This is a genomic window from Deltaproteobacteria bacterium (assembly GCA_020848905.1).
Lineage (GTDB): Bacteria > Myxococcota_A > Polyangia.
This window is the reverse complement of the sequence record JADLHG010000020.1, coordinates 83,585-105,733: the sequence shown is the minus strand read 5'-3', so window position 1 is coordinate 105,733 and position 22,149 is coordinate 83,585. Positions and strand designations below refer to the sequence as shown.

The 22,149-nt window shown below is 68.4% G+C and carries 13 protein-coding genes; 3 read left to right on the top strand and 10 right to left on the bottom strand.

Going from position 1 to position 22,149, the window contains the following annotated elements:
- Positions 1 to 3 precede the first annotated feature (3 nt).
- From IT371_09870 to IT371_09840, 7 genes are all read right to left on the bottom strand, one after another.
- A complete protein-coding gene (locus IT371_09870; protein ID MCC6747954.1) occupies positions 4 to 3,621 on the bottom strand; it encodes a nitrate reductase subunit alpha in 3,618 nt (1,205 codons plus the stop codon).
- A gap of 63 nt (positions 3,622 to 3,684) precedes the next feature.
- Positions 3,685 to 4,539 carry a c-type cytochrome gene (locus IT371_09865; protein ID MCC6747953.1) on the bottom strand — a complete coding sequence of 285 codons (855 nt, stop codon included), beginning with the start codon at positions 4,537 to 4,539 and terminating at the stop codon, positions 3,685 to 3,687.
- A 570-nt stretch (positions 4,540 to 5,109) separates the two neighbouring features.
- Positions 5,110 to 6,255: a Fic family protein gene (locus tag IT371_09860; GenBank protein ID MCC6747952.1), complete on the bottom strand. Its 1,146-nt coding sequence runs from the start codon at positions 6,253 to 6,255 to the stop codon at positions 5,110 to 5,112.
- Positions 6,256 to 6,346: 91 nt separating this feature from the next.
- Positions 6,347 to 7,759 carry an AarF/ABC1/UbiB kinase family protein gene (locus IT371_09855; GenBank protein ID MCC6747951.1) on the bottom strand — a complete coding sequence of 471 codons (1,413 nt, stop codon included), beginning with the start codon at positions 7,757 to 7,759 and terminating at the stop codon, positions 6,347 to 6,349.
- A gap of 28 nt (positions 7,760 to 7,787) precedes the next feature.
- Positions 7,788 to 9,344, bottom strand: a complete 1,557-nt coding sequence (locus tag IT371_09850) for an SUMF1/EgtB/PvdO family nonheme iron enzyme (protein MCC6747950.1) — start codon at positions 9,342 to 9,344, stop codon at positions 7,788 to 7,790.
- A 38-nt stretch (positions 9,345 to 9,382) separates the two neighbouring features.
- Positions 9,383 to 11,953: a hypothetical protein gene (locus IT371_09845; GenBank protein ID MCC6747949.1), complete on the bottom strand. Its 2,571-nt coding sequence runs from the start codon at positions 11,951 to 11,953 to the stop codon at positions 9,383 to 9,385.
- Between the two features lie 111 nt (positions 11,954 to 12,064).
- The gene (locus tag IT371_09840; protein MCC6747948.1) at positions 12,065 to 14,470 is read right to left on the bottom strand and encodes a hypothetical protein; all 2,406 of its coding nucleotides are present in this window, start codon (positions 14,468 to 14,470) and stop codon (positions 12,065 to 12,067) included.
- A 480-nt stretch (positions 14,471 to 14,950) separates the two neighbouring features.
- Between IT371_09840 and IT371_09835 the strand changes: the two genes are divergently transcribed.
- Positions 14,951 to 17,269, top strand: a complete 2,319-nt coding sequence (locus IT371_09835; GenBank protein ID MCC6747947.1) for a HEAT repeat domain-containing protein — start codon at positions 14,951 to 14,953, stop codon at positions 17,267 to 17,269.
- A gap of 145 nt (positions 17,270 to 17,414) precedes the next feature.
- Positions 17,415 to 18,875, top strand: a complete 1,461-nt coding sequence (locus IT371_09830) for a coniferyl aldehyde dehydrogenase (protein ID MCC6747946.1) — start codon at positions 17,415 to 17,417, stop codon at positions 18,873 to 18,875.
- 12 nt (positions 18,876 to 18,887) lie between these two features.
- Here IT371_09830 and IT371_09825 read toward each other — a convergent pair whose 3' ends face one another.
- Together IT371_09825 and IT371_09820 are read right to left on the bottom strand one after the other, a co-directional pair.
- Positions 18,888 to 19,694, bottom strand: coding sequence for a histidine phosphatase family protein (locus tag IT371_09825; GenBank protein MCC6747945.1), 807 nt, complete (start codon positions 19,692 to 19,694; stop codon positions 18,888 to 18,890).
- Between the two features lie 220 nt (positions 19,695 to 19,914).
- Positions 19,915 to 20,139: a hypothetical protein gene (locus IT371_09820; GenBank protein ID MCC6747944.1), complete on the bottom strand. Its 225-nt coding sequence runs from the start codon at positions 20,137 to 20,139 to the stop codon at positions 19,915 to 19,917.
- An 84-nt stretch (positions 20,140 to 20,223) separates the two neighbouring features.
- Between IT371_09820 and IT371_09815 the strand changes: the two genes are divergently transcribed.
- Positions 20,224 to 21,276 carry a DUF2804 domain-containing protein gene (locus IT371_09815; protein MCC6747943.1) on the top strand — a complete coding sequence of 351 codons (1,053 nt, stop codon included), beginning with the start codon at positions 20,224 to 20,226 and terminating at the stop codon, positions 21,274 to 21,276.
- A gap of 19 nt (positions 21,277 to 21,295) precedes the next feature.
- Here IT371_09815 and IT371_09810 read toward each other — a convergent pair whose 3' ends face one another.
- On the bottom strand, positions 21,296 to 22,135 hold the full coding sequence (locus IT371_09810; protein MCC6747942.1) for a cytochrome b/b6 domain-containing protein: 840 nt from the start codon (positions 22,133 to 22,135) through the stop codon (positions 21,296 to 21,298).
- Positions 22,136 to 22,149 lie beyond the last annotated feature (14 nt).

Sequence of the window (22,149 nt, the reverse complement as noted above, 5' to 3'; positions counted from 1 at the left end):
TTCTCAGAAGACGACCGTGGTCATTCTCTTGACGATGACGTGCGTGTCCCGCTGCGGTGCTATGGGGCCCCAGTAGTTGAAGTGGTAGCTGAACTGCCCGTAGCCGCCGCTCAAGTAGTTCGGCTTCAAGTGAATGCGCGTGAAGCTGTTGTGGCCGCCGGCCCTCCGGTTGCCACGCACCTGGGACTTCGGAATGCCGACCGTGCGCTCGGGGACGTGATAGACGATGCAGACCCCTTTCGGGATGCGCGAACTCACGCAGGCGCGCGTGCAGTACACGCCGTGATCGTTGTAGACCTCGACCCAGTCGTTGTCCTGAATCCCGAGCGCGGCCGCGTCAGCTTCGCTCATCCAGCACGGCTCGCAGCCCCGCGACAGGGTGAGCATGCGGTGGTTCTCCATGTAGGTCGAATGGATGTGCCACTTGCCGTGGGGCGTGAGGCAGTTGAGGGCGAGCGCCTCGCCGCCCTTGAGCGTCTCCTTCAGATCACCGTACGCGGCCGGCCTCGGTGACGGCTTGTAGGTGGGCAGGTTCTCCCCGTACGCGAGATACAGGTCGTGATCGAGGTAGAAGTGCTGCCGCCCCGTGAGAGTTCGCCAGGGCACACGCCTGTCGTGATTGTAGGTGTAGGCGCAATACGCTCTGCCGTCGTTCATCAAGCCCGACCACAGCGGAGACGTGTTGTAGCGCCGCGGCTGCGCTTGCAGGTCCTCATAGCGAATGAGCACGTCTTCGCTTCCCGCACCGAGGTCGGCGAGCTTCAGCCCCGTCTTCCTCTCCATGTTCCGGTAAGCTTTCATGTTGAGCTTGCCGTTCGTGAGCGTCGAGAGGTGCAAGAGAACGTTGGCGGCCAAGTTGTCTTCGCGCAGCGACGGATAGACCTTGCCGGCAATCACCTCGGTCGGAAAGTGATTGGAGGCGAGAAGTTGATCGTATTCCTCCTCGCAGTGGTAATGATTGCCGTGGGCGCCGAGCCCCTTCGATCGGATTAGGTCGCCGAGCGCAATATACTTCTCGTAGAGCTGGGTATAGTCGCGCTCGACGATGCCCATCTTGTGCATCGTCTTGCCCGGAATCGCTTCGCACTCACCGCGATACCAATCCTTCAGCGATGGCTGGGTGACCTCGTCCGGTGTGTCGTGAGACAGCGGCGTCGCTACGATGTCCTTGTGGGTTCCGGAAAAGTGCTTCTTGGCGCAGTCGGCGGTCGCCTTGGCGAGCGCCTTGAAGATGTCCCAGTCGGACTTCGATTCCCACACCGGCGCGACCGCCTGCGAGAGCGGATGGATGAAGGAATGAAGGTCGGTGCTGTTGAGATCAGCCTTCTCGTACCAGGACGCAGCCGGAAGCACGATGTCCGAGTAGAGGGCCGACGAATCCATGCGGAAGTTGAGGTCGACGACGAGATCCATCTTTCCCGTCGGTGCCACGTCATGCCATTTCACCTCCGTCGGATGTTCGTCGGAGTCCTTGCCGATCGCGTTGGAGTGCGTACCGAGGTAGTGCTTCAGCGCGTACTCATGCCCCTTCATGCTCCCCATGATCGCGTTGCCACGCCAAATATACCAAAGGCGGGGGAAGTTCTTCTCCGCGTCCGGGTCGGCGACCGAGTACTGCAGCGTCTTGCTCTTGAGCTTGTCGAGCGTGTATTTGAGGATCTCGTCGTCGGTCTTGGCGCCGTTCGCGGTGGCCTCGCGGGAAAGGGCGAGCGGGTTCTGCTCGAACTGCGGGTAGAACGGCATCCATCCGTTGCGCACCGACTGGAAGATCGTGTCCGCCGTATGTTGCGCGGTCATCTCGTTCTTCGGCACCGCGTTGTAACGAGAGAACTGTCCGTCGTAACGGTACTGGCAGGTGTTGATGTAGTGCCAGAGCGGGGCTTGCTGAAGCCGGCTCGGACCCTGCCAGTCCTTCGCGAAGGCGATGGCGGACCAGGAGTCGACTGGAGCGAGCTTTTCCTGGCCAACGTAGTGATTGAGACCGCCGCCGTTCTTGCCGACGCATCCTGAGAGCATCAGGGCCATGGCGCCGGCGCGATACATCAAGTTCGCGTGGTACCAGTGGTTGATACCCGCGCCGACGATGATCATGCACTTGCCCTCGGTCGCCGCGGCGGTGTTCGCCCACTCGCGCGCAAACTGGAGCACGGTCTTCGAATCGATCCCGGTGAGGATCTCCTGCCATGCGGGCGTATAGGCGGCGTCCGGGTCGGTGTAGTTCTTGGGGTAGTCCCCGGCCAGGCCGCGACCGACGCCGTACTGCGCCATGATCAGGTCGTAGACGGTCGTTACCGGTACCTTGCCTTCGGTGGTTTCGATGTACCGCACGGGCACATTGCGGACCACGGTCCTGTCGAGGCCGAAGTCCGTGAACTCCGTCGGAAGCGTGTCATCGCGGTCGCCAAGCAGGGTCAGCCTCGGATCGTAAGGCTTGTTGTCGATCGCATTCTCGTGCAGGGTGTTCCAGTTTCCCTGGGTCTTGTCCCAGCGGTGGCCCACGCTGCCCTTCGGGACCACGAGCTCGTTGCTCGTCTGGTCGATATTGAGAAACTTCCAGTCGCCGTGCTCGATGTCCCGCCACTTCGCGATCTCGTTGGCGCGAACGAGGCGGCCGGGACGGTAGTGATTTCCCACCTTCGCGAGCTTCACGAGATACGGGCTGTCGGTGTGCTTCTTGACGTAGTCCAGGAAATACGGAGTGGCCTTCTCGTGGTGGAATTCCTTTAGGATCACGTGCGAGACGGCCATCCAGAAGGCACCGTCACTACCGGCGTGCAGCGGCACCCACTGGTCCGCGTATTTGCAGACTTGGCTGAAGTCCGGGGCAAAGACCACGGCCTTCGTGCCGTTGTGCCGAGCCTCCGCGAAGAAGTGACAATCGGGCGTTCGCGTCATGTTCAGACACGCGCCCATGTCGGCGATCATCTTCGCGTTGTACCAATCGGCGCTCTCGCAGACGTCGGTCTGCTCGCCCCAGATCTCCGGAAACGCCGTGGGTAGATCGCAGTACCAGTCGTAGAAGCTCAGGTTCACGCCGCCAAATAGCTGCAGGAAGCGCGCGCCCGCGGCATAGCTCAGCATCGACATCGCCGGGATGGGCGAGAAGCCGAACACGCGATCCGGGCCATACTCCTTGGCGGTGTGAATGTTCGCAGCCGCCATCAACTCCAGCACGGTGTCCCACGAGGCGCGGCGGAAGCCGCCCTTGCCGCGCGCCTGCTGGTAGGCCGCACGCTTCTGGGGGTCCTTCTGCAGGTTCGCCCAGGCGAGGACCGCGTCACCCTTCGCTGCGGCCTTCTCTTTTTCGAAGGCGTCGAGCAGCGCGCCGCGGATCAGCGGATACTTGATGCGTAGCGGGCTATACAGGTACCAGGAGTACGAAATCCCGCGCTGGCATCCACGCGGCTCGTACGGCGGCAGCGAATCCTCGAGCAGAGGGTAGTCGAGTTGCTGCGTTTCCCAGACGACGATGCCATCCTTGACGTGAATCTGCCAGGAGCAGCCCCCCGTGCAGTTGACGCCGTGGGTGCTCCGGACGATGCGATCGTGCTGAAAGCGATTGCGGTAGAACTCTTCCCACCGCCGCGTCTCGGGCGAGATGATGTCCTGGATCCAGCTCATGTCTCTACCTCTCCGGTCTTTCGCGGACCAACGACGTTGCACGATTCACGGCACGGCCCTCGATCATTGCGTCTTCACCTGACGCTCGAAGATTGCGTGATTCACCGGGCGTCTCTTCCTGCGGCGTCCGAAGGCCCAAAACATGCCCATAAGCACCAGGAAGCCCGCCGCGCCGCTGTAGACGAGCTTGAATCCGTAGTCGCGCGGCTGCTGAAATGCCTGCTGTCGGTCGGCGTCCTGAAGGAAGCTCACGAGAGCGAAGACCTCGTCGTCGGTGAGCGGCCGCTCCCGGAAGGCCTCCTCCATCACGGGAAACGGCGGCCGGCCCAGGATCGCGTGAATGCCGGGTGCCCCCATGCGCCCGAAGACCGTGGTGAGCTCTGCAGCCAGCACGCCACCCCCGATCACCGCGTCGTTCTTGACGTGGTGACAGGAGTTACAAGCGGGGCCGCCATTGGTGAAGCGACGGTTGCCCTGAAAGAGCTCTCGTCCTTCTTGGATCGCCTCGGGCGTGGCGGGCCGCTCGCGAGGCTGCGCGCCGGACGGTCCGCCGCCGGTCTTCACATACGCTAGGATCTCCGCCACCTCGTCCGGGGATACCGGAGGGTCGGGCATCACCATGCCAAACTGCTTCTGGAGTTGGACGGCGGTGGCGTCGCCGCTGCTGATCATCTTCTGCGGGGATCGCACGAACCTGTTCACCCACTCCTCGGTGCGCCGCCCGAAGACCCCCTGAAGGTCGGGGCCGACTTTGCGTCCTCCCCCGATCGTGTGGCAGGCACCGCAAATACGACTGAACTTCGCCGCGCCGGCGCTCGGTTGCGCGACCGCCACCGTCGGGGTCCAGACTAGGAAAAGAAGCGTTGGGGCGAGGGTCAGAGACGCGTGGCGAACAGACGACTGCGCAGTCATGGTCATCGGGGCCTCCGGTTCCTCGCTCGCGGCGCTCGGCGCGGCGTCCCGGCACATCTAGCAGCGGCGACTTACACGGGGCTTACAGCGCGGCGGAAGACGTCGCACGGGACCTCGCGGTCAGCCGCCATATCAGTCTGCGGGGAGACGAATTCCTTCCGATGCGGACCTCTCGACGAGGTCGAAGCGGCGGACCAGACTCGCGGCAGGTCGAGCACCCGCCCCCGCGTCCTTTTCCCAGCCGCGGACGGGTTCCCAGCGGCCACCCGAGACGGCGTGCCTGATGGCGTCAGACGCGTACCAGATCGTGCCGATGCCGCCGAACATCTTCAGCAGCGGGCCCCAGCCCAGCTCGGGGTTCGCGTTCTGGCCGCCCCCGAGAGGGCGGGCACGTGGTGCCCCGTGAGCCCGTACAGGCCGCCAGCAAAGAGCATGTCCGAACGCCGGAGGGAAGCTGGCCGGGGAGCCACCGCGCGAAGAGGGGCTCCTTGGGGGATGGACCTTGGAGCGGCGGGTCCTGAAGCCCGTGGCGCGCATCGCCACCTTCCTCGGGGGCGCCTGTGCGGGTCTACCTCTCTACCGCGGCTGGAGCCGCGCGGGCTCCTCCAGGATGCTGAGAATTGCGGGCGCCACGTAGACCCGATCTCGCTTCGCCTCCGAGGTCCTGGAGAGGATCGACAGTACCTCGAGCCGGTCCACTGCCCTCTGGGCCGTGGTGAAGGCGACGCCCAGCCGTGCGGCTACCCGCTTCACGGTACAGTAGGGATTCGCGGCGAGCAGGTCGACGAGCTGGGTTGAGGCCCTCGAGGCCGCGCCGGCGACCGCCCTGCGCCATTCCGAGAGGAGATCGTTGATCTGCCTGGAGCGGTCGAGGGCGTCCTCCGCCTGACGGGCCACTCCGTTCAGGAAGTATTCGAGCCAGGGTTGCCATTCCCCTCGGTTGCTCACGCCGCGCAGATAGCCGTAATAGTCTTGGCGGGTCGCCTCGAAGAAGGCGCTCAGGTACAGGAGCGGCGCCGGCAGAACCTCGCGCTCGACGAGAAAGAGGGTGATCAGCAGACGCCCCACACGCCCATTGCCGTCGAGGAAGGGATGAATGGCCTCGAACTGATAGTGGGCTAGCCCAATCTGCGCCAGCGGGGGCATGGTCCGCTCGTGGAGGAACTTCTCCAGCGCCCCGAGGCAGGCCTTCATCTCGGGGACCGGCGGCGGGACATAGGAGGCGTTGGAAAGCGTACAGCCCGGCGGACCGATCCAGTTCTGGATGCGACGGAACTCACCCGGCCTGGACGGGTTCCCACGGACGCCTTCCATGAGGCGTCCGTGGACCTCTCGAATGAGTCTCAGGGACAGCGGCAGCACCTTCAACCGCTCCAACCCGTGTTCGAGGGCAACGACGTAATTTGCTACCTCGCGCAGGTCAGCCGGGCTCCGCTCGACGCCGGCCCCAGCCTCGGCGGCCAGCAACTCACCGAGAGTAGCCTGGGTCCCCTCGATCCTGCTGGAGAGCACCGCTTCGCGGCGAAGGAAGGGGCGAATCAGCAGATGCGGGTTGGGGAGGCGCCCTCCCTCTCCGGCGAGCCTCCCTACCGCTCGGTCGGCATCAGACAGCGCTCGCACGAGCCCTGCCGTCCACGTGAATGCGGGCGGTAACGGGTCGGGGACGAAGGCCCAGAAGCCCTCGCCCCTAAGCTTCCTCCCCGAAGCCCGCGTCTTGGCCATGGCGTCGTCCTCGTTTGCGGCGGCGAAAACAAGCCTCGGCTCTATTATCGTCTGAAGACAATAACGAAAACAACCCCATTGGCCCTCTCCGCTACGTCGGCGCCGCCTCGACGACCGCGGTGGCTTGTGGCGGGGCCTTCGACGCGGTCAGGGCGAGCGCGCGCTGGACGTCCTCGGCCAGGCTCAGGAAGACCCGCGGGTCGGAGAAGATATTCAGGTCGGGGGCGAGGAGCCGCGCGTAGCGGTCGAAGTAGAGCACCTGCTTGATGATCAGGATGAACTCCTTCGGCAGCCGCGCGCCGTGCCGCCGCGCCATGGCCAGGATGTTGGGCAGGAGGTCGCTGAACTTGAGCTGCGCGAAGGTCTTCTCGCGCATCGGGCCGTAGGCCTTCGCCATGTCCGCCGCCAGCGCGTCCACGTCGACCCCCTTCTTCACCCCGCCCATCTCCACCACCACGCGCGAGAGGTCGCCGTACTGCCCGGTGGCCATGGCCATCACGTAGCGCGCGACGAGAGTGCGCCGCAGGTCGTCGAAGCGCCCCACGATGCCGAAGTCGAGCAGCCCGATGCGCCCGTCCTTCAACCACATCAGGTTCCCGGCGTGCACGTCCCCGTGAAAGAGGCCGTAGAACATCACGCACTGGAACCAGGCGCGCATCCCCGTGAGGAGCATCGTCTCCGCGTCCAGGTTCGCGGCGCGGATCGACTCCACGTCGTCGACGTTGTAGCCGAAGAAGCGCTCCATGGTGAGCACGTGCTTGGTGGTGAAGTCCCACAGCACCTCGGGGGCGCGCACGTTCTCGTGCCCGAGCTCGACCATGATGCGGTTGAACTCGTCCATGTTGCGCCCCTCTTTCGTGAAGTCGAGCTCCTCGCGGATGGTCTCGCCGAAGTCCTCGATCACGCCGGTGGGGTTGGCCAGCGCCACGTCGCGGCTCACGGCCGCCGCCACGCGCGCCCCGAAGTGCATGATGTGCACGTCGGCGGTGACGCGCTTCTCGATGTTCGGGCGCTGAACCTTCACCACCACCTGCCGTCCGTCGGCGAAGGTCGCGGCGTGGACCTGCGCGATCGACGCGGAGGCGAGGGGCTTCGGGTCCACCGTGAGCTGAGCGCCCTTCTCGCCCAGCTCGCGCAGGAGGATGTGCTTCACTGTCTCGAAGGAGAACGGTCGCACCGAATCGAGGCAGCTCCGGAACTCCTCGACGTAGGGGGGGGTGAAGAGCCCGGGGCTCGAGGCGATGATCTGCCCGAGCTTGATGTACGTCGGCCCGAGGTCCTCGAAGGCCAGCCGCAGCGTGCCGGGCCGCGTGAGCCGCGCGTAGGTCCCCCCCGTCATGGCCGCCCAGAGGCGCCGCAGGCCGACCAGGTCGGCGAACCGCAGGAGGAGGTACTTCAGGCCGATGCTCACGGTGACGAGCAGGCGCCTCCCGGGACGGAAGGAGAGCAGCGCCCCGAAGAAGAGCCCCAGGACGGCCAGCGGGACGATCGCGCCCCAGCTCATGAGGAGGCCTCGCGGCGCAGGAAGACCACTACTTGCAGCAGCGGAAACCGAGGGTGGGGAGCTGGAGCGTCGCCCCCGGAGCCGGCAGGTCGTAGGTGCAGGAGAGCCCGTCGCCGTGGTCCGCGATGCTCGGCGTGTCGTAGGCCCCGCCCTTGATCGCGTAGCCCGCCGGCGTCTGCCCGCTGTAGCTGGTGGCGATCCACTCCTTCAGGTTGCCGCTCAGGTTCAGCACCTGGCCCCCGGCCACCGTGCTCACGCAGGCCGTGGGCTGATCCGTGACCAGCGCCTCGTCGTCGTTCGCCGGCGTCCCGGGGTTCGAGTCGTACGCGCGGCCGTTGCAGGTATTGGGCTGGAACGCGTCCCCGTAGGGGAACTTCGCGTTCAAGAACCCCTTGCACGCCGACTCCCACTCGGCCTTCGTGCAGAGCCGCGCCCCGACGCGCCGGCAGGCCGCGAGGGCGTCCTCCTTGGTCACGCTCCCCCAGGGGAGGCGCTTCGCCACCGAGCAGGGCCGGCCGTTCGAGTCGATCCCCGCCGCCCCCGCGGTCGCATCCGGGCGGCTCGCCTCGTACTTGAAGATCTGGAAGGCCGGCGTCCCCGCGACCGGCACCCACTGCTCGTCGGTCACGTTGTCGTCCACCGTGCCGTTGCAGTCGTCGTCGAGCCCGTTGCAGAGCTCCGCCCCCGGGCTCCGCCCCGCCGTCTTGAGCTTGCACGAGGTCTTGGTCCCCGACGCGTCGCACGCGAACTCGCCCACGCTGCGGCAGATGCCCTTCTTCGGTGGGTTGTCCACGTCGCACTCCTTGCCAATCGCCGTGGGCAACGACTGATTGGTCCACGGATCGTCGGCCAGCCCGTCGCAATCCCCGTCCACGCCGTCGCACCGCTTCTCATCGGCGATGACCACGTTCGGGCAGAAGCCGCCCACGCACTTGTTGCCCGCGCCGCACTGCGGGTCGGTGGTGCAAGGCTGGAGCTCGACGGCCCCGCCGTACTGGCACTGCCAGCCGTCCTTGCCCTTGCAGGTCGCCGCCGCCCCCGCGCACGGGCCGAGGTTCTTGCAGATCCCCGTCGGCGCCTTCACGTTGTCGTCGATCTTCTGGTTGCAGTCGTTGTCGACGCCGTCGCAGATCTCGACGCCGGTGGGCGTGCACTTGAACTCGCACCCGTTCGAGGCGTCCTTGTCGAAGTCGATCCAGCCCGCCTGGCAGCTCCCGATGGTGCACTTGCCCGCCTGGCAGGCCGGAAACGCGTTCTTGGCGAGGAGGTCCTTGCAGCCCTTGCAGCCGTCGCAGTACCGAACGTCCCCGAGCTTGTCGAGGCCCTCGTCGATCTGCCCGTCGCAGTTGTCGTCCGCGTTGTTGCAGACCTCCGTCTGCACCCGGCACGCGTCGAAGGTCATGTCCTGAAAGGGCCGCACGTCCGGCGTCGAGTCGGGCTTGCGCGCGTCGGCGTGGACGATCGCGTCTTGCCACCCTCCGTCGCCGGTGCCCGACCCGCCGTCACCGTACTCGCGGAGCTTGTAGGGGTCCTGGCTGCAGGCTGCGAGGCCGAGCACCAGAGCGAGCAAGAGCCGAGGTCTCATCGTCCGAATCTCCATGCTAACGAAGGTCACGTTACGTCCTATCGCACGCCCGCCGCCCCCGAGCGAGGCGCCCTGCGCCGCCGCCCGAGCCCGTGCAGCCCGAGGAGCGCCCCGAGAAGCCACAGGCTCCCCGCCACGCCGCCTCCCGCCTCCCCCTCGGTCGAGCAAGCGCACCCGCCCGCACCGGTGGCCAGGATGTCCCGGCCGCCGAGCGCCTGACTCACGCACCGCCCGAGCTCGCAGGAGTACCCCGCCCCGCAGGCCACCTGCTCGCAGGGGTCCTCGCCGCAGGTCCCGCCGCGGCACACCTGACCCTTGGCGCACTGCACGGGCAGGCAGGGGGCGGTGATGCACTGCCCGTCCTTGCAGACCGAGCCCGCGCCGCACGCCACCGTGGCGCACGGGTCGGCAACACACCTCGTCGCCGAGACGCCGCCCTCCTCTACCACCTGGCAGCTTTCGCCGCTCTTGCAGAAGAGCGTCTCGCAGAGCTTCACGCAGCTCCCCTTGCTGCAGAACTCGCTCGCCGCGCAGGTCACCCCCGCGCACGCGTTGGCCACGCACTGACCGGCCACGCACTTCTTGCCCGCTTCGCAGGCCTTGGCCGGGTTGTAGCAGGTCTGGTCCTCGCAGACGCCGCGCACGCACTTCTCGTGCGCTTCGCACTGCATGCCGGAGCAGGGGTCGATGCACTCGCCCGCCTTGCAGACAAAGCCCTTCGCGCCGCACTCCGCCGCGTCGCACGTATCGAGCACGCACCAGCCGTTCTTGCAGATCTGCCCCTTCGGGCAGCTGAACTCGGAGAGGCCGCAGGGCTTGCTGCACTGCCCGTTGATGCACTGCGAGCCGCCGGGGCACTCCGCCTGCTCGTCGGTCTCGCCGTCGCAGTCGTTGTCCACGCCGTCGCAGATCTCCTTGTCCGGGCCCACCGCGCCGCCGCAGGCTCCCCACTGCCCGGCAGCGCAGCTCCGCTGACCGATGCGGCAGCGCCCCTTGCACGCCCCGCTCTTCACGTCGCACCCGGCGCCGAAGGGGTAGCAGAGCTCGCTCATCCCATCCACGGTGCCGTCGCAGTCGTTGTCGAGGCCGTCGCAGATCTCGGGGCTGCCGAGCGTCCCGCCGTCGCAGAGCAGCGTGCCGTTCACGCACTTCGTTGTCCCCGGCTTGCACACGCCCACGGCCGCCCCGCAGGGCGACGAGACCAGCTCCTCGTCGATCTTGCCGTCGCAGTCGTCGTCCTTGCCGTTGCAGATCTCGGGCTGCGGCTGGCAGGTCGTGCACCCGCCCGGGATGTTGTCGTCCACCAGCCCGTTGCAGTCGTCGTCGATCGCGTTGCAGACCTCCGTCGTGCCCGTCGCGTCGGGGGCGTTGCAGGTGACCCCCGTCCCGTCCGTCTTGCAGACGTAGACGCCGCCGCGCGCGCAGAGCCCGTATTTGCCGTTCGAGCAGGGCTTGCCCTTGAGCGGGAAGTCCTCGTCCACCTGGTTGTCGCAGTCGTCGTCCTGGCCGTTACAGGTCTCCGACGGCGGCAGCGACCGCGCCACGATGTCGAGGAAGGCCCGCTTCACCGAGTCGGAGCTGCCGCTGACCGTCACGTAGGTGCCCTTGCCGGCCGAGGCGATGTCCGCGAGCATCTGCACGTTCACGTCCACGCCGATGGTGTGGGTCACCACCTTCAGGTTGTTGTAGAGGTTCCCGGCCCAGGTCGGCGCGTAGAACGGGTCGGTGGACGTCTCGTTGCAGGTCTCGCCCCCGTCGGTGAGAAAGGCGATGACCAGGCGCTCGCACTTCTTGCGGTAGTCCGCGGCCGGCAGCGCCACCTCCTTGTGGAAGTAGCCGTGGGCGTAAAAGAGGCTCTTGCCGAGCGGCGTGAAGGCCGAGAAGAAGGCGCGCACCTCCGGATTCACGAGCGGAGCGAGCGCGTCGGCGTCCTCCTGCTGGTCGAAGTACCACATCACGTCCTCGGGGGCAGAACCGAACGGGACCTTGAGGACCTCGGTCTTGTACTGCGAGTACCACGGCGCGCACAGGTTCGACGGGTCGCCGCAGTTCGCGGTCTGCTGCGTCGCCAAGAGCGGACTGTGCGTGGAGATCTTGCAGGCGAAGCGCCCGTCGCTTTGCGGGTGGCGCTCGGACATCGTGCTCGCGTCGGTGTAGTAGTGCCCGGCGCAGGGTCCCCCGGGGTCGCCCACGTTGCACTCGGAGGGGCAGCGCGGCGTGCGCGTCGCGCTCACGAGCTGCGGGAAGGTGGCCAGCGCGAAATCGACCTCCTTCTGCCCCATCCCCTGGAGCGCGTCGAAGAGGGCGCTCTTCAGCTGATAGAGGCGCGTGGTCTGGGCGCGGCTGCTGCAGAGCGGCGAGCCGTCGCTGCCCAGGTTGACCCCCGAACGGAGGCAGACGTTGTAGAAGGCGTTGCCGAAGCAGACGAGCCCGGCTCCGCAGGTCATGCCGGGCATGACGCAGGGCCCGCTCTCCACCCCCGCCACCTCGGTGCGCAGCATGCTGCCCGAGGTGTCGAAGAGGATCATGATCTTCGGCTTCACCTGCGCGGAGGCCACGCCGACCCACGCCACGGCGAAAACCGCCCCCGCGATCGCACTACGACGCATGCGCCTCCCTCCCGGCAAGCCTTCCGACGCCCCGATCGATTGCGTGAGTCGTCATCGTAGGAGGTCCGAAGGGGCCGGTCAATTTGGAGCCGATCGTCAAGAGTGCGCCGCTCAGCGGGACCGGACGCGTCGCGCGCGCCGCCGCCCGTGCAGCCCGAGGAGCACGCCGAGGAGGAGCAGACTCGCGAAGCCCTCTCCGGCGTCGCCCGTGGTCGAGCAGGCGCAGCCGCCCGCACCCGTGGCCAGGATGTCCCGCCCGCTCAGCGCGAGGCTCAAGCACCGGCCGAGCTCGCAGGAGTAGCCCGCCGCGCAGGAGACCTGTTCGCACGGGTCCGCCCCGCAGGTGCCGCCCGAGCAGACCTGCCCCTTCGGGCACTTCACCGGCAGACAGGGATCCGAGATGCACTGGCCGGCCTGACAGACCGCCCCCGCCCCGCAGGCTACCGTCGCGCAGGGGTCGGCCACGCACCGCGTGACCGGCTTGCCCGCCTCGTCCACGACCTGGCAGGTCTCGCCGCTCTTGCACACCAGCGTCTCGCAGAGCTTCACGCAGCTCCCCTTGCTGCAGAACTCGTCGGCGCCGCACTTCACGGTCGCGCAGGCATCCGCCACGCACTGGCCCCCGATGCACTTCTTGCCGGCCTCGCAGGCCTTGGCCGGGTTGTAGCAGGTCTGGTCCTCGCACACGCCGCGCACGCACTTCTCGTTCGCCTCGCACTGCATCCCGGCGCAGGGATCGATGCAATCGCCGGCCTTGCAGAGCCAGCCCTTGGCGTTGCACTCGCCCGGGTTGCAGGTGTCGAGGATGCACCAGCCGTTCTTGCAGAGCTGCCCCTTCGGACAGCTGAACTCGGCCAGGCCGCAGGGCTTGCTGCACTGCCCGTTGATGCACTGCGAGCCACCGGGACATTCCGCCTGCTCGTCGGTCTCGCCGTCGCAGTCGTTGTCCACGCCGTCGCAGATCTCCTTGTCCGGGCCCACCGCGCCCGCGCACGTGCTCCAGGCCCCGGCCGCGCAGTTCCGCGCGCCCATCCGGCACTTGCCCTTGCAGGCCCCCGTCTTGGTGTCGCACCCCTGCGGGAACGGGTAGCAGAGCTCGCTCATGCCATCCACCGTGCCGTCGCAGTCGTTGTCCTTGCCGTCGCAGATCTCGGCGCTGCCGCCGGTTCCGCCCTCGCAGACGAGCTGGCCGTTGACGCACTTGGTGACCCCCGGCTTGCACACCCCGACCGGCGCGCCGCAGGGCCCCGACGGGATGTCCTCGTCGATCTGGCCGTCGCAGTCGTCATCCTTGCCGTTGCAGATCTCGGCCTGGGCCTGGCAGGGAGCGCACGCCGCGGGGAAGCCCTCGTCGATCTGCCCGTTGCAGTTGTCGTCCACGCCGTTGCAGATCTCGGTGGTCCCCGTCGCGTCCGGCGCGTTGCAGGTCACCCCCGTCCCGTCGGCCTTGCAGACGTAGACCCCGCCCCGGTTGCACGCGCCGAGCTTGCCGTTCGAGCAGGGCTTGCCCTTGAGCGGGAAGTCCTCGTCCACCAGGTTGTCGCAGTCGTCGTCTATCCCGTTACAGACCTCCGTCGGCGGCAGCGACTGCGCGATGATGTTGAGGAAGGCCTGCTTGAGGGCCGTGCTGTCCCCCTTGGCGACCACGTAGGTCCCGTGTCCCGCGCTCGCGATGTCCTGGATCGCCTGGCTCGCCACGTCGATCGCCACGACGTGCGTTACGACCTTCAGGTTGTTGTAGAGGTTCGTGGCCCACTTGGTCGGGAAGTAGGTGTTCGACTGCGTGTAATTGCAGGTCTCCTCCCCGTCGGTGAAGAAGGCCACGACCAGCCGCTCGCACTTCTTGCGGTAGTCGCCGGCCGGCAGGGCCACCTCGCGGTGGAAGTAGCCGTGCGCGTAGAAGAGGCTCTTGCCGAGCGGCGTCCACCCGGAGACCCGCACCTCGGGGTTGTCGAGCGGCGCGAGGCGGTCCGTGTCCTCCTGCTGATCGAAGTTCCACATGATCTGTTCGATCGGCTGGCCGAAGGGGACGCGGAGGATCTCGTTCTTGTAGGACTGGTACCAGGGGGAGCAGGGGTTTGACGCGTCCCCGCAGTTGGCCGTCTGCTGGGCGGCGTCGGTGGGCGTGTGACCCGTGACCTTGCACCCGCGGCGGTCCGAGTCGATCTCCGAGGCCATCCCCGCGGTCTGGTAGTAGTGCCCGCGCATGCAGGTCGCGTTGATCGTCGGGTCCATGAGCTGGGGATAGGTGGAGAGGGCGAAGTCCACCTCCTTGGTCCCCATCCCCTGCAGCACCTCGAAGAGCGCCGTCTTGAGCTGGAAGATGCGGGTGTCGGTCCCCACGCCGGCGCAGAGGGGCGAACCGTCCTTGTCGATCTGGTCGCCGTTCGCGTCGGTGGTCATGCTGCCCGAGGTGTCGAAGATGATCATGATCTTCGGCTTCACCTGAGCAGAGACCATAGAGGGTGCCGCGCCGCACACGAGGGCGAGCAGCGCCAAGCCGGTACGTCTTCGCATCGAAGATACTCCCCGCTAATACGCCAACGATCTTGAAATCAATAGATCCTAGAGGGTGCCCGGGCCCGGGTCAACGTTCATTCCTCCTTTTATGTTGCGTACTTGTAGCTCAAGCGGGCGGCGCCTCCGCGGCTTGCGCACCTTCTGCGGAGAGATCCTACTTCCGCCGCCATGGGGCGCGGCGCGGACCGAGGAGGAGCGGGCCGCGCCTAAGGGCCCGGCGCGGAACAAGATGATCGGGTTGTGGTGGTCGAGGCGCGCGGCCAGCGAGGCGCGAGGAGTGCGCCTACCCGTCGGTAAGCAACCGACGAGCAACGACGCTGGTCGCGATGGATCGGCCGCCACAATGAGCAGGTTGTTCCGGGCCGGGCCCTAAGGTTCGCAAGAAGGTTGGGAACCGCGCGCAAGAGGCGGCTGTCCCAGGACGTAGGAAGAGGCGTCGGCCGCCCCCCCGCGGCCCGCTCGAAAGAGGAGGAACCGATGCAGGAGCTGGCGCGTGTCCGCAGGCGAAGTCGGTGGCTCCTCGGCGCGTGCGCCCTGCTCGTGGCGGCGACCGGGTGGTCCTGGCTGCGGCGCCCCTCGAGCGCGCGGGAGCCGCTCGACCTGGACCGCGACGGCGCGGTGGCCGAGCTGAAGGAGCAGCTCTCGTCGGCGGGGTACGCCGAACGCGTGCGGATGCTGCACAAGCTCGGACGGAGCGGGAGCCCGAAGGCCACCGCCGCGGTGATCGAGCTCTACCGCAGCGCCGCGAACGACCGCGTCCGGCTGAACGCGATCCAGGAGCTCGGGCGGCTCGGCACGCGCGAGGCGGTGGCGGAGCTGGCGGAGATCGCGCAGGGGACGCGGCGGCACCTGGCCCAGCGAGCGATCCGCGCGCTAGGGCAGACGGGGAGCCCCGATGCCGAGGGGAAGCTCCTCGAGCTGCTCGAGAGCGAGGAGCAGCGGTCCGGGCGCGCGCAGGTGCTCGACGCGCTCGGGGCGCTCGGCGGGGAGCGTGCGGTGGAGACGCTCGTCAAGCTGGCCCAGGACCGCGAGGAGTCCGCGCGGCTGAGCGCCGTCGGAGCTCTCGGCGAATCGGGTGCGCCCAGCGCCCTGACCGTGCTGGCGCAGCTCGCAGCCGACCCCGAACGCAAGGTGCGAGAGCGGGCCGTCGCCGCGCTCGGCAGCCACGGCAGTCCCGAGGCCAAGACCGCGCTCGTGCGCCTCGTACAGGAGGGGGAGGCGAGCCTGCGTCCCGCCGCGCTCGAGGCGCTCGGCCAGTACGGCGGCGACGAAGTGCAGATGCTCCTCGCGAGCTTCAGCGGGAGCCGCGACCCCGAGCTCGCCCGCGCGGCGCTCTCCGCGCTCGGCGAGAGCGACGGGCCGCTCGCGCAGCAGGCGCTGATCAAGGCCGCCAAGGAAGGGCCCGAGGAGGGACAGGGGGAGGCGATCCGCGCGCTCGGCCGCAACGGCTCGCCCGAGGCGCGGCAGACCTTGATCGAGCTCTTGCGCACCGGAAAGAACGCCTACGGCGTGGCCTCCGCGCTGGCCGAGATGAAGGACCCCGGGGCGCGCGCGGCGCTCCTGTCCGCCGCCAAGAGCGGCGCGGCGGAGACCCAGGTGGCCGCCCTCCACGCGCTGTCGCAGCTCCGCGGCGCCGACGTGGACGGGACGCTGCGCGAGCTCGTTACCAGCGGCGGCCCGCGCGTGAGCTCGAGCGCGCTGCACGAGCTCGCCTCGCGCCAGGGCAAGAGCGCGCTCCCGCTCCTCGAGCAGGCGTACCGCGACGGCAGCAGCCAGCTCAAGAGCGCGGCGCTGCGCGAGCTCGCCAGCCTCGGAGACCCGGCCTCGAAGGAGCTCTTCCTCAAGGCCGCGCAGTCCGGGGACTACCGCCTGACCCACACCGCCGTGGACGCGCTGGCCAAGCTCGGGGGCAAGGAAGCCGTCCCCACGCTCGTGGATCTGCTGAAGACCGGTCCGCAGGCCAGCCGGGGATCGGCGATCCACGCCCTCGGCCGGCTCGGTGGTCCCGAGGCGCGCACCGCGCTCCTCGACCTGCTGAAGGATCCGGATTCGCAGGACCACTACAGCGCGACCTGGGCCCTGGCGCAGATGAAGGACCCCGAGACGAGGCGGCACCTCGCCGGGATGCTCGACGACCGGACGGCGCCGGCCGCCGCCCGCGAACGTGTCGTCTCGGCCCTCGGCGGCGCGGAACACGCGGACCTTCTGCTCAAGGCGGCGCAGCACCCGGACAAGGAGGTCTCGCTCGCGGCGCTCAAGCAGCTCGGCCAGGTGGGCGGGGCCGACGCCGAGCGCACGCTCCTCGACGCGGCGGCGGGGCGCGGCGGGCAGAAGTCGGCTGCGCTCACGGCGCTCGGGCAGCTCGGCACCCCGAAGGCCGTCGGCGCGCTCAGCCAGGCGCTGAACGACAAGGAGAGCGTCGACGAGGCCACGCGCGCCCTGGCCCGCATCGGCGGCAAGCAGGCGCTGGAGGCGATCACCGACCGCTACCGCACGGCCGACTCCGGCGAGCGCAAGACCATGCTCAACAACCTCGGCTATCAGCCCGACGCCTCGCTCCGGCCGCTCCTCGTCACCGCGCTCGGGGACAAGGACACGCAGGTGGTGGCCACTGCCGCGCGCATGCTCATCCGGTCGGGGGATCGCAACGCCGAGCCGCAGCTCGTCGCGCTCCTGCAGAGCGGCGCCACGAGCGCCGACGTGAAGGCGGCCATCGCCTCGACGCTGCGCTCGTACAACAGCCGGCTCTACAAGACGCACAAACAGCTCATCGATGGCCTGAACGGGGACGGGTAAGCCTTCGCCGCTCCCGCAACTGCCAGGATCCAAAGGCCTCCCCGCCGCCTCCTATCTCGCTCCGTTCGATTGCGCTAGGCTGCGCGCCGAAAGCGGGCGCCAGACGGCGAGCGTTCCGCACAACCGCAAGACGGGAGGGTGTGAGATGGCTGGGGTGACGACGGACTTCCGAGGGGGAACGATCGACAGCACGGGTCACGTGGATCGCCTGTGGGCGACCTACGACACGCTGCGGCGCGGCTACCAGGGGGACATGACGCCCTCGTACAAGACGCGCAAGGAGCGGGTCGAGGCGGTGCTCGCCGTGGTGGCGGACCACCAGCAGGCGATGTGCGACGCCGCGGCGACGGACTTCGGCTGCCGACCGCGTCAGGTCACGATGGTGGGCGACGTCTTGCCCGTCTTGCTCAAGGCGCGGCACACGCTGTCGCACCTGAAGGAATGGGTCACGCCGCAGGCGCAGCCGGTGGACCGCCTGCTCTTCGGCCTGGCGCAGAACCGGATCATGTACCAGCCGCTCGGCGTGGTGGGGATCCTCGCGCCGTGGAACTTCCCCTTCGACCTGACCTTCGGGCCGCTCGTGGACATCCTCGCCGCCGGCAACCGGGCGCTCATCAAGCCCTCGGAGCTCACGCCGGCCTGCTCGGAGCTCGTGCGCCGCATGGTGGAGCAGGCCTTCCGCTCCGACGAGGTCGCGGTGGTCACGGGCGGCCCGCAGGTGGCCGAGTCCTTCGCCGCGCTCCCCTTCGATCACCTGCTCTTCACGGGGGGCACGCGCATCGGCAAGAAGGTCATGCGAGCGGCCGCGGACAACCTGACCCCCGTGACGCTCGAGCTCGGAGGCAAGTCGCCGGCCATCGTCTGCGCCGACCGCCTGACCGAGGCCACGGTGACCGACATCCTGGTGGGCAAGCTCTTCAACGGCGGCCAGGTCTGCATCGCGCCCGACTACGTGCTCCTGCCCGAGGGGCAAGAGGTCCGCTTCCTCGAGCTCGCGCGCAAGGTGGTCCAGCGCTGCTACCCGTCGATCTACGAGAACCCGGACTACACGAGCGCGGTCAACGAGCAGCACCTCGGCCGCCTGCTCGCGCACCTCGCCGACGCGCGCGGCAAGGGGGCCGAGGTGGTCCCGCTCTCGCCGCTCGACGAGGCGCAGGTCCGTCGCACGCGCAAGCTGCCGCCGGTGGCCGTGCTCCGCGCGACCGACGAGATGACCGTCCTGCAGGAGGAGCTCTTCGGGCCGATCCTGCCCCTCGTCCCCTACGTGCGCCTGGACGACGCCCTGGCCTACGTGAACGCCCGGGCGAGGCCGCTCGCGCTCTACGTCTTCACCAAGGAGAAGGCCACGGCCGAGCGCGTGCTCGGGAGCACCATCTCGGGCGGCGCGTGCGTGAACTCGACCATGATGCACGCGCTGCAGTCCACGCTCCCCTTCGGCGGCGTCGGCGCGAGCGGCATGGGTGCCTACCACGGCTTCTTCGGCTTCCAGAACTTCTCCAAGGCCAAGCCCGTCTTCGACCAGGCGCGCATCAACGCGAGCCGCGTCTTTCACCCGCCGTATGGCCGCGTGATCGACGCCCTGCTCAAGCTCATCCTGCGCAAGTAGCCCGCGCCGCGCTCAATTCCCCTTCATGACCTGGCGCAGCGAAGCCTCGCTGAGCGGATAGATCTGTCCGTTGGAGATCTTGAGGGCGCGATGGCTGAGCGCGTGCGCGGCAGGAAGGAGGGTAAACAGGGCCTTCGCGGTGTTGTCGTGGGCCACGAGCAAGATGGTGCGCCCCTGATACCTGCGCTCGAGGTCCGCGATGAGACCCGCCGTGCGTCCTTGAACGCTGGCGAACGACTCGACGCCGCGCGCCTCCAGCGAGGGCTCGTCGTTCGGCCCGATGACGCCCTGCTGCTGCCTCAGCACGTCTGCCTCGCGCACCCGGTCGTAGTCCGCGTAGAGCGATCCGTTCAGCGTGCCGAAGCCCCGCTCCCTCAAGTTCCAGTCGAGCGCCACCGCGCCGCTGATGCCGGCGGCGCGGCGAAAGAGCTTCGCCGTCTGGCGCGCACGCTTGAGCGGGGAAGAAATGATGAGGGTGTCCTCGGGCAGCGGAGACCGCTCGCCGGCCACCTGGGCCTGGGTCAGGCCCAGCGCCGTGAGGCCATGCCCGAAGAGCGCGGGCAGGCCGCACGAGATGACGCCCTTCACGTTGCCAGTGCTCTCGCCGTGCCGAAGCAGGTAGTAGGTGTTCTTCAGCTCGCTCGGCTGGACGCTCGGCGCTGCGCTCGCCGAGCCGCCGGCGCGCGGGCGGAAGCCGAGCAACGCTTCGAGGCCGCCCGCGATGAAGCGGCGGAACCCATCCGCACGGGCCTCGCCCGGCAGCGCAGCGGCGGTGCACACGGCGCCACACACGGCGATGACCAGCGATGCCTTCTTCATCCGACGCTTCCGGGGGTCAATCACCCCGGGTCATGCAACAAGCGTGCTCTTTCTCCGCGTCACGGCAGGCACGTAATCGACCGGAATCAAAGGCTCCGCCCCACGAAGCCGGCGGCCCTGGCGCGGGCCAGGCCCGAGCAGCCCCCAGCGCGCCCGACCACTGTAGCCAGCCCCTTGCGCTCGGCTGGGCCCAAGGGGCCCGCGGCCTCTCCGGCGGCAGCTACGGCACCGGTTCGGTGCTGATGCCCTTCGAGTTCGGCTTCTTCTTCTTGGCCGGCGTCTTCTTGGCCGGGCTCTTGTCCTCGGGGGAAGCCTTCTTGGCTACATCCTTGAGCTCCGTCGGGCTCGCGGACTTTGGCGCCCCCTCGTCGGCAGAGGCCGAGGCCCCCGTGGTCAGCCCGAAACCGCACAGCGCAACGCCCGTGATCCAGCTTCGCATCCGCATCGCTCGCTCCCTTTCACCCTCGATGGTGAGGAGCCAGTCTAGCATTCCTCGTGCTACGTTCGTGACCCGTCGCGGAGGTTCGAGATGCCCGCCCAGATAAGCGCTGTCCCCTCGTGCCTCGTCGATCCCTCGGGGAAGGTCGTCGCCGGCGTCTTTTCGGCCCCCGTCGGCTCGGCCAACCTCGAGGCGGCGCAGCCCACGGTGTGCGGGCTGCGGCTCCCGCACCCGCTGGCCCGCCTGCGGCTCAAGAGCTGGCACCACTACGCGCTGATCCTGCCCGAGGCCTTCGTCGGGCTGGCCGTGGTGGACACGGGCTATCTCCGCACGAGCTGGTGCTTCGTCGTGGACCGTCGCACCAATCGCTCGGCCGAGCACGCGCGGCTCGGGCCCCTGCTCGATTTGCACGTTCCGGAAGATCTCTGGCTCAGCACCGGACACGTGCGCAGTCGCGGCTATCAGGTAGAACTCGCGAGCCGCCTCGCGCAGGGGGAGCACGAGCTCGGGCTCGAGATCGACGGGGGCAAGGGGCGCCCCGAGGTGCGGGGGCGGCTGCGCTGCCTCGACACGCTCGGCGAGATCAACCCGCTCGTGGTGTGCCTGCCGCTGGGCGAAGGCCGCTTCATGTACTCGCACAAGGTGGCGCTCCCGCTCGAAGGGGAGCTCTCGATCGGCGGCGAACGGCTGCGCGCCTCCCCCGAGACCTCGTGCGCGATTCTGGACGTGCACAAGGCGCACTACCCGCACCACACCTTCTGGCGCTGGGCCACCTTCGCCGGCCGCGACGCGCGGGGCCGGCTCCTCGCGCTGAACCTCACCAAGAACGTGGTCACCGACGACGAGCGGTGGAACGAGAACGCGGTCTGGTGCGACGGAGAGGTCGAGCCGCTCGGCGCCGCGCGCTTCTCCTTCAACGAGAAGAACGTGCTCGCCCCGTGGAAGCTCGAGACGAGCTGCGGCAGCGTGGAGCTCACCTTCCGGCCGCAAGGGGAGCGCAAGCAGAGCCTGAAGCTCGGCCTCATCCGGTCGGTCTTCCACCAGCCCTACGGCGCCTTCACCGGCACGGTGCGTTTCCGCGGCGAGACGCTGGCCATCGAGCAGCTCTTCGGCCTCTGCGAGGACCACGACAGCCTCTGGTAAGAAGGGCCTCCGACAGAGGTCAGCGGCGCGCGGGTGAGCTCTCCGTCGCGGGCGTCGCGGCCGGCTCGGCCGGCTCGGTCGTCGCGGGCATCGCGGCCGGCTCGGGCGTCGCGGGCGTCGCGGCCGGCTCCGTCGTCGCGGGCATCGCGGCCGGCTCGGCCGGCTCCCCGAAGATGCGCTCGTACTCCCGCCCGTGGTGCTTGCGCAGGTGCTCCTTCGAGACGTAGCCCGTGAAGATGCTGCGGTCGAGCGGGAAGACGTCCGGCGAGAGGTGCGCCCCGTAGACGTGCCAGACCACCAGCACGAGGAGCGCCAGGAGCGCCTCGTTGGAGTGGGCCACGCGCGCGGCGGGGATGAGCTGTCCCGGCAGCCAGCTGGCCACCAGGGTCGGGTACATCAGCGCGAGGCCGGAGAAGATCATCACCAGGCCGCCGAGGAGGAGCCCCATGTACTCGAACTTCTGCCGGTAGTCGAACTTGGGCAGCGCGGGCGGGCGACGGCGCGCGCCGAGGTAATAGAGGAGGTTCCGCCAGGCGTCCCGCAGGTCCTGCGGCACCGGGAGCAGGGAGGGTCGCATCCGCCGGGTGACGAGCCCCACCAGAATCGCCAGCAGGTGCACGGCGGCGTGGAGCGAGAACACCACCCCGGCGATGCGGTGGATCAGGCGCACGTGATCGAGGCCGCCCATCGCCGCGAGCAGCCAGACCGAACCGTCGCCGTAGAGCTTCTGCGGGAAACCCGTCACCACCAGGACCACGAAGGTCACGGTCACGAGGACGTGCTCCGCGCGGCGGAGCGGAGAGAAGCGCTGGATCTGCGTTTCCCCGGCGGGAGTCTTGCGAAGGATCTCTGCACGCATGGGAGTCTCCCTTC